General features: G+C 41.0%; 9 protein-coding genes and 1 other RNA gene. 7 read left to right on the forward strand and 3 right to left on the reverse strand.

Annotated features, from left to right (window positions below):
• The 3 genes from ACT8YW_RS11745 (at position 1) to ACT8YW_RS11755 (ending at position 6,418) form a co-directional block, all read left to right on the forward strand.
• The gene (locus ACT8YW_RS11745) at positions 1 to 1,512 is read left to right on the forward strand and encodes a RagB/SusD family nutrient uptake outer membrane protein (RefSeq protein WP_009000597.1); all 1,512 of its coding nucleotides are present in this window, start codon (positions 1 to 3) and stop codon (positions 1,510 to 1,512) included.
• A 46-nt stretch (positions 1,513 to 1,558) separates the two neighbouring features.
• Positions 1,559 to 3,901 carry a beta-galactosidase gene (locus tag ACT8YW_RS11750; RefSeq protein WP_009000598.1) on the forward strand — a complete coding sequence of 781 codons (2,343 nt, stop codon included), beginning with the start codon at positions 1,559 to 1,561 and terminating at the stop codon, positions 3,899 to 3,901.
• A 90-nt stretch (positions 3,902 to 3,991) separates the two neighbouring features.
• Positions 3,992 to 6,418, forward strand: a complete 2,427-nt coding sequence (locus ACT8YW_RS11755) for a hypothetical protein (protein WP_444105087.1) — start codon at positions 3,992 to 3,994, stop codon at positions 6,416 to 6,418.
• 154 nt (positions 6,419 to 6,572) lie between these two features.
• Here the strand turns inward: ACT8YW_RS11755 and ACT8YW_RS11760 are convergent, their stop codons facing one another.
• Positions 6,573 to 7,754, reverse strand: a complete 1,182-nt coding sequence (locus ACT8YW_RS11760; RefSeq protein ID WP_444105077.1) for a lactonase family protein — start codon at positions 7,752 to 7,754, stop codon at positions 6,573 to 6,575.
• Positions 7,755 to 7,937: 183 nt separating this feature from the next.
• Here ACT8YW_RS11760 and ssrA point away from each other — a divergent pair.
• Positions 7,938 to 8,334: a transfer-messenger RNA gene (ssrA, locus tag ACT8YW_RS11765) on the forward strand.
• A gap of 68 nt (positions 8,335 to 8,402) precedes the next feature.
• On the opposite strand, the gene ACT8YW_RS11770 is transcribed toward ssrA, so the two are convergent.
• Positions 8,403 to 9,830 (reverse strand): DUF4419 domain-containing protein, encoded by a 1,428-nt coding sequence (locus ACT8YW_RS11770; RefSeq protein WP_444105078.1) that lies wholly within the window; start codon positions 9,828 to 9,830, stop codon positions 8,403 to 8,405.
• A gap of 215 nt (positions 9,831 to 10,045) precedes the next feature.
• On the opposite strand from ACT8YW_RS11770, the gene dinB reads away from it, so the two are divergent.
• The 3 genes from dinB (at position 10,046) to ACT8YW_RS11785 (ending at position 14,160) form a co-directional block, all read left to right on the forward strand.
• Positions 10,046 to 11,137 carry a DNA polymerase IV gene (dinB, locus tag ACT8YW_RS11775; protein ID WP_009000602.1) on the forward strand — a complete coding sequence of 364 codons (1,092 nt, stop codon included), beginning with the start codon at positions 10,046 to 10,048 and terminating at the stop codon, positions 11,135 to 11,137.
• A 326-nt stretch (positions 11,138 to 11,463) separates the two neighbouring features.
• A complete protein-coding gene (locus tag ACT8YW_RS11780; RefSeq protein WP_444105081.1) occupies positions 11,464 to 13,398 on the forward strand; it encodes a heparinase II/III domain-containing protein in 1,935 nt (644 codons plus the stop codon).
• 60 nt (positions 13,399 to 13,458) lie between these two features.
• Positions 13,459 to 14,160 carry a DUF4627 domain-containing protein gene (locus tag ACT8YW_RS11785; RefSeq protein WP_009000604.1) on the forward strand — a complete coding sequence of 234 codons (702 nt, stop codon included), beginning with the start codon at positions 13,459 to 13,461 and terminating at the stop codon, positions 14,158 to 14,160.
• 141 nt (positions 14,161 to 14,301) lie between these two features.
• Here ACT8YW_RS11785 and ACT8YW_RS11790 read toward each other — a convergent pair.
• A partial coding sequence (locus ACT8YW_RS11790) for a C1 family peptidase (RefSeq protein WP_444105083.1) occupies positions 14,302 to 15,374 on the reverse strand: 1,073 nt, incomplete at its 5' end.

Genomic DNA, 15,374 nt, shown 5'->3' on the forward strand with positions numbered 1-15,374 from the left:
ATGAAAACAATGAAATATATAGCAACAGCCTTGATGCTGTTTTCAATGACTTCCTGTGAATTGGAACGTCTGGATTATACCGAGATTTCTCCGGAGAATTTCTTTAAGACGGAGACTGATTTGAAACTGGCAGTCAACTCGCTTTACTATGATTTTAACCCCGGGGATTTTAAATCTGTTTATTCTGCAGATTATTCCGGTTATCAGATTATTGGAGATATGACAACTGATGTACTTTGGTCTTGCTGGGCATGGGAGTCGGATGAATTATATTTCCAACAATGGTATGCCACAGTAGGAGGCAGTATTCAAAATCATGCTTATTCGAATTTCGAACGCTACAATTTCCTTTCGAAAGCACGGAATACTATTCGCCGTATTGAGAATTCTCCGGTAAGTGAGGAGGCTAAAACTCTTTATTCCGGTGAAGCGAAGGCTTTGCGAGGTTGGATGGGACTTTATCTTTATGATATGTTTGGTCCTGTACCCGTAGCTCCGGATGAAGTGTTGGATGATCCGCAAACATTTGTTTACTTACCTCGTCTGACGGAAGAGGAGTATGATACGATGATGGAAACAGACCTGCGGGATGCGATTCGGGATTTACCTGAAGTAGCTGAAGCACGCGGTCGTATGACTAAAGGCGCTGCCCGTATGATTTTGTTGAAGTATTACATGATAAAAGGCTATTTTGAAAAGGCGGAAATTCTAGCTCGTGAATTGATGGAGATGGAGGGACGTGTATATAGTTTGCAACCTGATTATAATTATGTTTTTTCTAAGGAGGGAATAGGCAATAATGAGGTCATCTTACAATTGGCTTGTAATAGTACTGCCAGTTGGTACTCAAACTATATGACGGCCGAGGTGCTTCCTGCCGATTATCCTTGGGCAGAGAAGGCAACAGGTTGGGGCGGTTATGTGATGCCTTGGGATTTTTATGGTACTTTTGAGGAAGGTGATTCACGTTTAAAGAATGTAGTGACGGGTTATACAAATAAGAAGGGGGAGAAGATCGACCGTACAAACAGTAGTCAGTTGGCTAAAGGTGCATTACCTCTGAAATATGGGATGGACCCGGATATGAAAGATGCGCAAAGTGGTGTTGATGTGGTTATTTATCGTTATTCGGATGTATTGCTTACGCTTGCCGAATGTATCAACCGCAATGAAGGTTCTCCTACAACAGAGGCGATTGGTCTCGTGAATCGTGTTCGTAATCGTGCTGGCTTGTCTGCTTTGGATGATTCACAAACTGCTTCAAAAGAAACGTTCAATGAGGCTTTACTTTTAGAACGCGGACATGAATTTTATCTCGAAGGTCTTCGCCGGCAGGATCTTGTTCGCTTTGGAAAATATGTCGAATATGCCAATGCACGCATTGATGCAATTAACAGGTCCGAAGGCAGGGGATACTTTAATGTGCATGAAGGACACAATCGTTTCTGGATTCCGCAGAGTTTCATTGATGAATCTAAGGGGGCTATCAAGCAAAATAATTATGATAGATAATCATAAACAAAAAATGAATGAATTGTAAATAATGAATATATAGACTATGAAAAGTATTATATTAACATCAGCACTTTGTGCAATGACGGCAACTGTTATGGCTCAACAGGTATATGAACTTTCAGCGCCTGTAAAGGAAAAAGTAATTTATACAGGCCATCTGAAGTTGGGCGGAACCCGTCCCGGAGGCGGCAGCATTGACGTGAATAGTTATTATATGTCTATGGATGGTAAACCTGTCATTCCGGTGATGGGGGAATTCCATTATAGCCGTTATCCCCATGAACAATGGGAAGAAGAAATTCTGAAGATGAAAGCCGGAGGAATAAACGTACTTCCGACCTATATATTCTGGAGCTTGCATGAAGAGCAGGAAGGAGTTTTTAATTGGAGTGGAAATCTGGATATACGCAGGTTCTTTGAACTGTGTAAAAAGCATGATATGAATGTGATTGTCCGCATCGGGCCTTTTGGTCACGGGGAAATACGTAATGGCGCTTTGCCTGACTGGCTTTTTGCGAAACCATTGGAAGTTCGTTCAAATGACGAAAATTATTTGTTTTATGCTAAACGCCTTTATGAAGAAATAGCCAAGCAACTTGAAGGACTTTATTATAAAGACGGTGGTCCTATTATCGGTACACAAATAGAGAATGAACATCAACACTCGGCTGCCCCATGGGGAGTGAATTATCCGGGTGAACCGTTGGATATGACTACTGCGACCTACGATTCTTCAATTACTATGATTGGTGTTAGTGTACAGGACAAGAAAATCACGACTGCCGAACTGGGTGATCTGCACATGAAAACACTTAAGCAAATGGCGGAAGATGCTGGTATTATCACTCCAATCTATACAGCTACCGGATGGGGAAATGCTGCTGTTATCGGTAATGAGGCGATTCCTGTGACTGCAGCTTACACCTATCCGTTCTGGGCTGAACCTCAGATGTCTCCTTTCTGTATGTTTAAGGATATTCAAAAAAATCCGGATTATGCGCCGGTTCGTTATGACACGGATAAATTTCCTTCTTTCTGTGCGGAGATGGGAGCGGGGATTCAGATGATCTACAAACGTCGTCCTATTGTTACGGCAAAAGCTGCCGAGGCTTTAATGGTACGTACGTTGGGTAGTGGAGCTAACGGTATTGGTTATTATATGTATCATGGTGGTTCCACTCCGAAAATGATTGGTGGTGTGGCTTCGTTCAATGATGAACCGATGGGGATGCCGAAAGTTTCTTATGATTTTCAGGCTCCATTGGGAGAGTTTGGTTTGGAACACGAATCCTATCGCACTCTTCGCCTATTACATTCTTTTCTTGCTGACTTTGCAGATCGTCTGGCCCCAATGGAAACTGTTTTACCTGAAGGTTATGAGAAAATTACTCCGGATAATCGTGAAACTTTGCGTTATGCAGCTCGTATGAAAGCTGGTTCCGGTTTCGTTTTCATGGTTAACTTTCAAGATCACGATACTGCACGTATTGACCAGAAAGATTTGCAGCTTCGCTTGAAACTGGATAATGAAACGATACAGATTCCGGCTAAGGGAAGTTTTACTTTACCGAAAGACGAGAGTGTAATTTTACCTTTCAATTTCCTTATGGAAGATGCTCTGTTGAAGTATGCTACGGCTCAACTTCTGATGAAGATTGATGATAACGGTAAAGAACACTATTTCTTCTTTACTCCCGATGGCATGAATACAGAATATGTATTTGATAAGGCAACTGTGCGTGGAAAGAATCAGTTTGCTCCTGTTCCCGGACTGAAGAGCACTTTTAGTATCCGTACTAAAGCAGGTAAGGAAGTAAAAATCACTACTCTTACCCGTGAGCAGGCGTTGAATAGCTGCAAGATAGATGGAAAGTTGCTTATAACCGAAGCAACAGTTCTTCCGGGCAGTGGAGAAGTACAGTTGTTAAGTCTTGGCAATAATAGGTTTGAGTATGTGCTTTATCCGTCTAAACAAGGTTTCAAACCATATATAAAAGAAGTGGAAATAGTGAAACCTGACTTTTCTTATAAGAAAGTAGGTGCCCGTCGTTTGACTGTACATTTTGACGATAAGTTGCAAGCTCCCCAGGTACAGGAATATTTCCTTCGTCTTAATTATACAGGAGATGTGGCAATGGCTTTTATGAATGGAACTTTGGTACTCGACCATTTCTATCATGGTGCTCCATGGACTATTGGGTTGAAGCGCTTTTCACAACAGATGGAAAAAGAAGATTTGAGCTTTTACTTCCGCCCGTTGCGTTCGGATGCTCCTTTTTTAATTGACTTGCCTAAAGAAGCAATACCCGACTTTTCGAAAGGAGCGGTTTGTACGATCAATCATGTGGAAGTAGTGCCTGAATATATTACAACGATAAAATTCTAAACGATAAATAAGATGATAAAACGAATACTTTTCATTTTACTTTGTTCTCTGGGTTATCTTTGTCAGATAGGGGCGCAGGAATTGGTATATATGGATTCTTCAGGGGTTATTCGCTGGAAAAAGAATAAACAGGAGATCGCTCTGTTCGGAGCCAACTACTGTCTCCCTTCTGCCTGTGATTTTCGGGCGGCAGATTATGTTGGCGGTGATAGGAAACAGATGGTTGTAGAAGATTTGGATCATTTTAAAAGAATGAATTGGGATGCTTTACGCCTATGCTTTTGGGGAGACTTTCAGAATACCGACCGACTGGGTAATTTACAGGAGAATGAGCATTTGGAACTGTTTGACTATCTTATTGCGGAAGCGTGCAAACGAGATATTTATATGCTGTTAAGTCCTATTGTCACTTATGATTCTCAATGGCCGGAAATGAGAGATACTACCAATACGGGTTTGGCTAAATATTATCCTAAAACTACGCTTATTCATGATGAAAATGCAGTTCGTGCACAGGAGAATTATATGAAGCAGCTGCTTAATCATCGTAACCCTTACACGGGGCGTTGTTTGAAAGATGAACCGAATATTTTATTTGTTGAGTTAATCAATGAGCCTACCCAATTTCCGGAAGATATTCCCGGTATGGTGTGCTATATAAATCGGATGTGTAAAGCCATCCGTAGTACCGGTTGCAAGAAGTTGACTTTCTATAATGTCAGTCAGGACTTCCGGGTATCTCCTGCTATCAAGAAATCGGATATACAAGGCTCTACTTATGCTTGGTATCCGAGTGCGCTCAATAATAATCATTCTATAGAAGGAAATGGCTTGTTATTTGTCGACCGCTATGAGCAGATGCTTCATCCTGATTTGAAGGGGAAAGCAAAGCTAGTCTATGAATTTGATGCTACTGATATGGCTTCCGGTTTTATGTATCCGGCTATGGTGCGGGAATATCGTCGTGGAGGTATTCAGTTTGCTGCGTTATTCTCTTATGATATGCTGCGTACTGCTCCAATGAATCTGGGTTGGCAGACGCATTTCTTTAATATGGTCTTTACTCCTTCAAAGGCAGTGAGCGGGATGATTGCAGCCGAAGTAATGCGTCGCGTCCCTCGTGGCAAGCATTTTGGATATTATCCGGATAATAGGACATTTGGAGATTTTCGGGTGAGTTATGACGAACGGTTGAGTGAGATAAATTCAGGAGATTTGTTTTATTATTCAAATACGACGACTACACAGCCTAAAGATTTGAAAGCATTAAAGCATATTGCCGGAGTCGGTTCTTCTCCGGTAGTCCATTATTCAGGGACAGGTATTTATTTTCTCGACAAACAGGATAATAATAACTGGCAATTGGAAGTGTATCCGGATATTATGGATGTGGATGATCCTTTCAAGATGTTGAATAAGCATAGAGTATCAAGAAAATCGGCTTATAATGAGCGGGCTATAAAAATACAACTTCCCGGCTTCGAAATAGAGACGACTATCTTACCGGGAAAATATTTGTTTAAAGAAGGAAAATTAGTCAGTAAGGAAGAACTCCCAGCCAAAGATTTCTACCAGATTCCCATGAAAGAATGGAAGATTGCAAACCATACTTGGTCGGAATTTACTTCTGATAAAGAGATCACATTCTGTTGTGAAGTCTTTGGACCAAAGCGCCCTAAGCAGGTAGATGTATACCTGATGTTGAAGCCTTGGGGCTGTAAACGAATACCGATGACGGCAGAAGATGGCTTTTATTATAAAGCTCAAGTGGATTTAAGCTGGCTTGCAAAAGGTAATTATGAATATCACTTTGGGGTAGATACGGGTGAGGATACATTATTATTTCCGGCGAAGACGTATTGTACGCCCGAACGGTGGGATTATTATGAACAGGCTACTTATGCAATGCGTCTGGTGAATGAAACTACTCCTTTGTCTCTGTTGGGAGCACAGGATAACTGGAAACATATCCGCCGTACGCGTACATTCAGAAGTCCCGAATCACAATTCAGTCTGGTTGTTTCAGGCACGGAGCTGACGCCTGCTTTTCAACTTTCTGTTTCTGATTTGGAGAAAAAGGATGATTATACTGCTCCTTGTGATGTGACTTTCTCTCACTATATTGGTGGGCGGATAGCTTGGCGGAGTAAAAGTAAAACAGTTCCTTCTTATATCCGTATTCGTGCTTATGGGGTAAATAATACAGATAAAGCCATTTGTAATTTGGTAGATAGAGAAGGACGAGGGTATGGCGCGGTCTTCAATTTGAAGGATGAAGTTTCGGATATCTTAATACCTGTATCTGAACTTATACCGACGAAAGCAGCTATGTTACCTCAAGACTGGCCCGGAGTTAATCCTTATTGGTATCCGGCTTCTGCACAAAATAATAATGGTGTCGCATTAGATTGGAGAATTATTGACTTTGTTCAGATTTCGCTTCGAGAGGAACTTTACGATGTGGAGAATCAGAAGAATAAGGGGATTGTTGTAGAAAAGATAGATTTATTGTTTTAATAATAGTTAGTTGAGATGCGAATCTCCCTTTGAGAACATATACACTTTCTTTTGTTGTGTTTGGTCTCATCGGGAGATTTGATTTGTATAGGAGAGCAGATTCAGAGTTGCAATAATGACGGAGACAGTAACTTTATGGATTGGTTATAATAAGTTATGGAACAAACCGTATGCAAACCGGTTTGTCTATTTTAATATCCCGGTGCACGTCCGTTAGCAATCCCGTATCTGCATCTCTTTCATAAACTTGTATCACATTGCTATCCCTGCAAGCGACTAACAGATATTTACCATTAGGCGTGATGATGAAATTACGCGGATGAATCCCTGTAAGTTGATAGCCTGTTTTCGTTAACATTCCGTTATCCGGATGAATCCGGAAGATAGCGATGCCATCTGCTTTCAAGCGATTGCTGGCATATAAGAATTTTCCATCCGGGCTGATATGAATGTCTGCACTTCCTTTGGCTCCCACAGTATCAGCAGCTATCGTTTGCATCTCTTTCAGGTTTCCGTCTTTATATTCAAAAGCAATGACTGTGCCCGATAACTCATTTATCAGATAAGCATAGTTACCGTTCGGGGCAAATGTCAGATGGCGAGGGCCCGAACCGGCTTTTACTTTATAGGCTGCTGGTTGTCCTTCTTTAAGGAAGCTCTCTTGGTTGGTGATATCTGCATTCGGGTTGATGACATATTTATGTATTTGGTCTGTTCCTAAATTATCAGCAAACAGGTATTTTCCATCCGGAGTAATCCGTATACAGTGCAAATGAGATTTTTCCTGTCGTTCCTTGTCTACTCCCGAACCTTCAAACTTCAGGATATCGGAAGCAGGAAGGAGAGAGCCATCCTTGGCAATAGGAAAAACAGAAATACTGCTTCCACTGTAATTGGCAGTCACCACATTCTTACCATTAGTGATAATATAACAAGGGTCTTCCCCTCCAGTCTTTTGTGAGTTTAATAGTTGGAAAGTACCTTTCTCTTTATCGAAAGCCAATGCATTGGCAGCAGCCCGCTCATCATTAAATTCACTGACTGCATAAACGAATTTTCCGTCAGCGGATGGAATGAGATAAGAAGGATTCTCTATTTCTACTTCACTCAACGGGACAGCAATTCCGTCTTTTTCATTAAAGCGGAAGCTATAGATACCCTTACTGGTTCCTGAAGTGTAAGTACCTACTAACATCGTTAATTCATTTTCCGTAGTACCGATTGTTTCCATATGAGTCTTTTTTTTAGATGTGCAGCTACTGATACTGATTCCTAATATACAAACAGCAGCGAATGAGTTGAATATAAATGTTTTAGATAAAAATGTCTTCTTCATAAATAGCATGTTATTGGTTGGTTCTTCATGATGCCTTTTCATTTTAAGTATAAAATAGCTCCGTAAAGATAATGCTTTGATATAATATTTGCTAACGTCTTCTCGTAATTTAGAAAACATTTCCTATCTTTGCACCCTTGGAAAGCGTTCTAAATAATCGCTATTCTGTACGAATAAGAATTTGGGGTTGACTGGATTTGACAGCGGGCAGAAATGGTAGGTAAGCATGCAGTGGGTCGGTAATTTCCACTTAAATATCAGTTATCAAAATTTTATCTGGCGAAACTAATTACGCTCTTGCTGCTTAATCGAATCACAGTAGATTAGCTTAATCCAGGCACTAGGTGCCAGGACGAGACATCACTCGGAAGCTGTTGCTCCGAAGCATTCCGGTTCAGTGGTGCAGTTACATCGGGGATAGTTGGAAGTGGCCTCGCACTTTTGATGAAACTTTAGAGGATAAGGTAGGAATTGATGGCTTTGGTTCTGTTCCTGCACGAAAATTTAGGCAAAGATAAGCATGTAGAAAGCTTATGATTTCCTCGTTTGGACGAGGGTTCGATTCCCTCCAGCTCCACTTTATACTAATCATTAGTATCTATAAAGAGAACACTCAACGTTGCAATAGTAACATTGAGTGTTCTTTTTTTATGGGGCTATCAATGAATTTATTCCGCCTCGCGAGCCATTTATTTTTATATCCGTATCGGGCAATAGCTTTTTAATGCGCTCTATTCCCTCTTTGGTTATCTTTCCATATAGGGTCAACGATTCAATTTTTATCTTTGATATTTCATCCGGTATATCGATCTTATCGATAAACTGGATATCCAACCTTTTTATCTCCTTCAGTTCTAACAAGACAGTAGGAAACTCCTTTACCCTAATGTTAATCCCACTGCCCCAGCCGTCATTTTGGGCATCAGCACTCAACTTGTTTTTTAATCCGTCATTGTTAACGTCTTTCTTTCTGACCATCCAACCAATTTGTGGTCGCAGAGCAAAATTCTTACTATTTTGCTCCAGTCCGATGAAACCTGCCCAAAATTCTAATGGAGTCTCTTTGACGGCATCAGTATATACTTCCTGATACTTTACATCTACCTTCACTATTTCATCGGGGAGACAATTTCTGCCTTCAAGTTGTTTCAGGTTATTTCTTCTTCCTTCCTTGTCATAAGGGAAAAATTTAACAATCCATCCATCAATAATATTCGGAGCGCCGTATTGCTTCTGTGAATGATATTTGAACATATTGCGCCAAAAGCTTTTGTCCGCCTGGCCTTTGGAGGCTTTGACAAATTCTTCCAGAAGAGGTTCCAGTTCGGAAATCCACCATTCGAGTTTATATTCTTTCAGGCTTCTGGCTTTCTGTAGAACTTTCTCCCAGTCCTCCGGAGTTCCTTCAAGGGTTATTTTAGGTATTCCACAGACCATGCGTATGATTATAAACTCAAAGTATGGCTTCACAGCTTCCATGATTGTTATTTCAGAAGCAACTTTCTCTAAGGAAGTGGTTGTTGAAAAATTACAGGTGAGCAATTCAGTCAGATGGTTACCGACATGTTCTGATATTTGGTTTGTGAATTGAGGAAAGAGCTCTTCCCATGAAAAAGTAGGATCTTCCAGTTTCTTGTCTGCTCTTACAATTAAGGACAGTTTGCCGGAGAAATCAACGAGATCATTTCTCATTGATTCCTGATTGGCATTTATATGTCGTGCAAATCCTTGGCTGATTAGTAGCCAAATCATGTCTGGGGACAGAACAAATGGTCTGTGATCTGCATAAGCCTGATACATACCGTTGAAAAAAGAATTAGTTCCAAAGGATACCAGACTGTCGGGAGATTGGCTTTTTGCAATGATATGATAAGGAATTTCGATATTCTTCTTTTTTATTTCATAAGGCTCTATGTCCATGTATGATAATATAAGACTTTTATAAATGTCGTCTTGGGAATCCAAATCGAGTAATTCTTCAGGTTTTGAGAGCCTTTCAACTTTAAAAGTGATTCCATTTTGAGCAAATATGGGAACACTGCAAGATATTAATAAGCCAAATAGTATGTTTTTCATAATCTTAAATGATTCTATGGTGGCATAAACTTATCAGGTATGTCTATGCTTTTCATAGACGATATGCAAATATAACATTATAAGAAGTAGATTAAACAGGATATTGAATGTTTTTTGACTTATATCTATAAAAAACATAAGCGTATTATTTCTTGAGCCGATAAGCGGGAATTATTCGGGAATTTGTAGTAAGTTTGCTCTGCTAATCCTAAAGAATGACGCAAAGAAAGATTATACATATCGATATGGATGCCTTCTATGCCTCTGTAGAACAGCGTGATAATCCTGAACTTCGTGGCAAACCTTTGGCAGTAGGTCATGCTGAAGAGAGGGGAGTTGTGGCTGCTGCCAGCTATGAAGCCCGGCGTTATGGTGTCCGTTCGGCCATGTCCTCCCAGAAGGCGAAACGCCTTTGTCCCCAACTTATTTTCGTATCCGGCAGGATGGACGTTTATAAATCTATTTCCCGCCAGATACATGAGATTTTCCACGAATATACAGACCTCATCGAACCTCTCTCTCTGGATGAGGCTTTCCTGGATGTTACTGAAAACAAGAAAGATATTTCTCTGGCTGTGGATATAGCCAAGGAAATAAAGCAGAAGATTCGCGAGCAACTCAACCTTGTTGCGTCTGCCGGAGTATCTTATAATAAATTTTTAGCTAAAATAGCTTCGGACTATCGCAAACCGGACGGCCTATGTACTATTCACCCGGAACAAGCTCTTGATTTCATCGCCCGTCTTCCTATTGAATCTTTCTGGGGAGTGGGACCTGTGACTGCCAAGAAGATGCATTTACTGGGTATCCACAACGGACTTCAACTACGGAAATGTTCTCTTGAAATGCTGACAGGTCATTTTGGAAAAGCAGGTACGCTGTATTATGAATGTTCGAGAGGAATTGACGAACGTCCTGTCGAAGCAATTCGTATCCGTAAATCCATCGGCTGTGAACGTACATTGGAACGGGATATTTCGGCCCGTTCATCGGTCATAATCGAATTATATCACGTTGCAGTAGAGCTGATTGAACGTCTTCAGCGAAAAGACTTCAAGGGAAACACACTTACCTTGAAAATCAAGTTTCATGATTTTAGCCAGATCACCCGAAGCCTTACTCAATCGCAGGAACTAACTACCTTAGACCGTGTACTCCCACTTGCCAAGGAACTGCTTAAAAGTGTGGAATATGAACAACATCCGATCCGGCTCATCGGGCTTTCTGTCTCCAATCCAAAAGAAGAAGCCGATGAGCAACATGGTGTTTGGGAACAGTTGAGTTTTGAATTTAGCGATTGGGATTAAGGTCTGAAATACGGGAAGAGAACTGAATGTCAAAATAGAGCCTTTACTTGGAATAAACAGAGGCTCTATTTTCCTCAAACAGAGCCTCTGTTTTGCTAAAATGGCACCTCTGTTTTCTTGGAACGAAATCTCTGTATTTTTGAGATGAAATCTCTGTTTAGATATGAGTGAAATCGATTATTCTATAACCTAAAAGCTTGAAATGAAGCAATTATGAGTATAAATTTTGAAGTATGTACTTTTTTGTCATTAGGTTCGTATGATTTACTCACCTCATTTTTTATCAGATATACTATCTTTGCAATACTTAAATGAATGAAAATACCATGACTCGAATGAAACATTTGCTTTGTGTTTTTCTGGTAGCAGCTTTGGGAAGTCTTTCTTTCAAGGCAAACGCATATACCGAACGCAATATGCTGCAGAAAGCGGCAGACGAAACTACGTTGAAAAACGTGTTGGTAATGAAACAGGCTTGGGTGCCTTACCCTGCTTATACAGATCGCGCCGCTTGGGACTCGTTGATGGGCCCTAACAAACAGCGCCTCATCGAAGCCGGTGAAAAACTCCTCGACTATAAATGGCAACTGATACCTGCCACTGCTTATTTGGAGTACGAACGTAGCGGTAACCGGAAAGTGATGGAAGTTCCTTATGACGCCAACCGCCAGGCACTTAACACCTTGATGCTCGCCGAACTGGCCGAAGGAAAAGGACGCTTCATCGACCAACTACTGAACGGAGCATATATGAGCTGTGAAATGAATTCATGGGTTTTATCCGCACACTTACCTCGCCAGAGCAGCAAACGTTCACTGCCCGATTTCCGCGAACAAATTATTGACCTCGGTTCAGGCGGATATGGAGCTTTAATGGCTTGGGTGCACTATTTCTTCCGTAAACCATTCGACAAAATCAATCCCGTGGTATCTTTACAAATGCGTAAAGCAATCAAAGAACGTATTCTCGATCCATATATGAACGACGATGAAATGTGGTGGATGGCTTTTAACTGGAAACCGGGGGAAATCATCAACAACTGGAATCCCTGGTGTAACTCGAATGCCCTGCAATGTTTCTTCCTGATGGAGAACAATAAAGACAAGTTGGCAAAAGCCGTTTACCGCTCTATGCAATCAGTCGACAAATTTATCAATTTCGTGAAGTCCGACGGTGCCTGTGAAGAAGGTACATCCTACTGGGGACATGCTGCCGGCAAACTCTATGACTATTTGCAGATACTTTCCGACGGTACAGGTGGAAAACTGTCTCTGTTCAATGAGCCGATGATTCGCCGGATGGGAGAATATATGTCCCGCTCATACGTGGGCAATGGCTGGGTGGTGAACTTTGCTGATGCATCGGCACAAGGAGGAGGTGATCCCTTATTAATTTATCGTTTCGGTAAAGCTGTAAACAGCGATGAAATGATGCATTTTGCCGCTTACCTGCTGAATGGGAGAAAGCCGTATGCTACCATGGGCAACGATGCTTTCCGTTCTCTCCAGTCTCTGCTTTGCTGTAATGAACTCGCAAAAGTAACTCCGAAACACGATATGCCGGATGTAACCTGGTATCCCGAAACAGAGTTCTGCTATATGAAGAACAAGAACGGTATGTTCGTTGCCGCTAAAGGCGGATTTAATAACGAAAGTCATAATCACAATGATGTAGGAACTTTCTCTCTATACGTGAATACGATTCCCGTGATTATTGATGCCGGTGTAGGTACCTATACCAAACAGACGTTCGGTAAAGACCGCTATACTATCTGGACCATGCAAAGCAATTATCACAATTTGCCGATGATTAACGGAGTACCGCAGAAATTCGGTCAGGAGTATAAAGCGACAAACACAGTTTGCAATGAGAAGAAACGTACATTCTCTACTGATATAGCTACTGCTTATCCGGCAGAGGCGAAAGTGAAAAGTTGGATTCGCTCTTACGCACTTGATAATAATAAATTAATTATCGGTGATAGTTACACATTGAATGAGGTTATTGCTCCTAATCAATTGAATTTCTTAACCTGGGGCAATGTTACTTTCCCATCCGAAGGAAAAATCCGAATCGAAGTGAAAGGACAAAAGGTGGAAATGACCTATCCGTCACAATTTAAAGCAGAACTGGAAACAATCAAATTAGATGACCCGCGCCTGTCTAACGTATGGGGCAAGGAGATTTACCGCATCACACTAAAGACAGAAGAAAAGAAAGCGACTGGTAAATATGAATTTGTGATCCAACAAGTGAAGTAAGATGAAGTAGATTTTTTTAAGCAAGAAAAAATAAAGTATAAACAATTAAATCACAGTAAGATGAAAAAAGTATTATTTGCCGGCCTTTTGGTCATTGCAGGAGTAAGTGTAAGTGCACAGAACCTGATAAAGAATGAAAAATTTGCCACTGAAGTGAAGACTAAAGTGACTAACGCTAACAAAGCAACTGCAGGAGAGTGGTTTATCATGAATAATGAAGCTGATGGAGCTACTACTATTGCTTGGGAACAAACAGGAGATGCTAAATATCCGAATGCGATGAAATTGGACAACTCCGGTGCCGACAAGAATATCTCTTGGTATAAGGCTTTCCTGGGACAACGTATTACCGATGGTTTGGAAAAAGGTGTTTATGTTCTTACTTTCTATGCAAAAGCTAAAGAAGCAGGTACTCCGGTAGGTGTATACATCAAACAGACCAATGAAGAAAAAAACGATAATGGTAAGTACAATACTACTTTTTTCATGCGTAGAGACTACGATGCAGATGCTCAACCAAATGCTTCTGGCGCACAGTACAACTTTAAAATTAAAGATGCTGATAAATGGACTAAAGTAGTGGTTTACTATGATATGGGACAAGTAGTCAATGCAATTAGCAGTAAGAAAGCAAATGCTGACTTGGAAGTTTCTGATACTGACGATGATGCTGCTATTCTGAAGGATTGTTATCTGGCTATTCTTTCACAAAACAAAGGCGGCGTTGTAGAAATCAGCGACGTGACATTGAGAAAGAAATAAAAACTAAAGGGGTTAATATATAGTAAGTTTACAAAAAAACAGGGCAATGGAGTAGTGATACTTCGTTGCCCTGTTTCTTTTGTTATATAGATAAAGGATCTATGGAACAATCACGTCCCGCTTGGAGTGACACCATGCGGCTTATTGGATTCCGAGTTTCTTCTTCAATTCCTTTGACAGAGAATCTTTATGTACCATGATACAAATTGTTTTGGCACGTACATAACTTTCAGACATATTCAGATAACCTCCGGACTTGTTGCTTTCTGCTCCCCAGGAATTCTTGGTAATGTAATATTTAGTACCATTCTGGTCTTTTACAATGCCGGTGATGTGCATCAGGTGGTCATCGGTTGTTACAAACTTCTCGTAACCATCCTGGCGGATTTCCGGTGTTACATTGATTTCCGGATAAGGATGCTCGAACTTGAAAACTTCATCCATACGCTGATATTTAGGCATAGCTTCAAAACGGGCACGATCGGTAGTTGAGTAATCTTTCACATCCTCTACTTGCGGATTGATGGCGATTCCGTTTTTGAAAGAGAAACCCTGTTCGCTGACGTCACCATCCCAGCATACGGTATATCCCTTGTTCAATGCATAGTCGATAGCCCCGATTAGCTCGTCCAGCGGAAGATTATACATCGGTTGATTCTCCCAGTTGTCGGGCACTTCAGGTGAGAAGGTTTCATAATAAGGTTTATGAGTGAAACTGGTCAGCTCGATATAATCATCCATGTTCAATCCCAAACTTTCAGTGAAAGATTGAGGCGTATATTCCTTTCCTTTATAAGTAAACTTTTCAGGAAGCTTGCCCAAATAAATATCGAACAGATTGTTGATGAGCGCATCATATTCCGGAGTACGCTTTTTAGAAGCAATATTTGCATCCACCAATGCTTTGAGGTAGCGTGACAATGCTCCGTGGTTATGATCTTTGCTGTCGTTTAGCAATCCGGTGTATACTTCTTCCGGAACGATTCCCGCTTTCTTATAAGCGTTTTTGAAAGTGTGCGCCAAACTGCCTTCTCCAATACTTCCTTTACCACGACGCAGATAATTATCTTCGATCTGATTCATGTACTTCTGGCGGACGATAAACATTTCCGAGAGATCATATTCTCCTTTTCCCATACGGAGCAGTTCCGACTCCATAAAAGAAGCGGTGGCAAAGCACCAGCAGGTTCCTGTGGAACCCTGATCTTTAACAG

The sequence above is a fragment of the Bacteroides sp. genome (assembly GCF_052357945.1).
Lineage (GTDB): Bacteria > Bacteroidota > Bacteroidia > Bacteroidales > Bacteroidaceae > Bacteroides.

What these genes read in the sequence shown, in the direction of transcription:
- ACT8YW_RS11745 (WP_009000597.1), top strand. Translation starts at nt 1, where the DNA reads ATGAAAACAATGAAATATATAGCAACAGCCTTGATGCTGTTTTCAATG.
- ACT8YW_RS11750 (WP_009000598.1), top strand. Translation starts at nt 1,559, where the DNA reads ATGAAAAGTATTATATTAACATCAGCACTTTGTGCAATGACGGCAACT.
- ACT8YW_RS11755 (WP_444105087.1), top strand. Translation starts at nt 3,992, where the DNA reads ATGGATTCTTCAGGGGTTATTCGCTGGAAAAAGAATAAACAGGAGATC.
- ACT8YW_RS11760 (WP_444105077.1), bottom strand. Translation starts at nt 7,754, where the DNA reads ATGAAGAAGACATTTTTATCTAAAACATTTATATTCAACTCATTCGCT.
- ACT8YW_RS11770 (WP_444105078.1), bottom strand. Translation starts at nt 9,830, where the DNA reads ATGAAAAACATACTATTTGGCTTATTAATATCTTGCAGTGTTCCCATA.
- dinB (WP_009000602.1), top strand. Translation starts at nt 10,046, where the DNA reads ATGACGCAAAGAAAGATTATACATATCGATATGGATGCCTTCTATGCC.
- ACT8YW_RS11780 (WP_444105081.1), top strand. Translation starts at nt 11,464, where the DNA reads ATGACTCGAATGAAACATTTGCTTTGTGTTTTTCTGGTAGCAGCTTTG.
- ACT8YW_RS11785 (WP_009000604.1), top strand. Translation starts at nt 13,459, where the DNA reads ATGAAAAAAGTATTATTTGCCGGCCTTTTGGTCATTGCAGGAGTAAGT.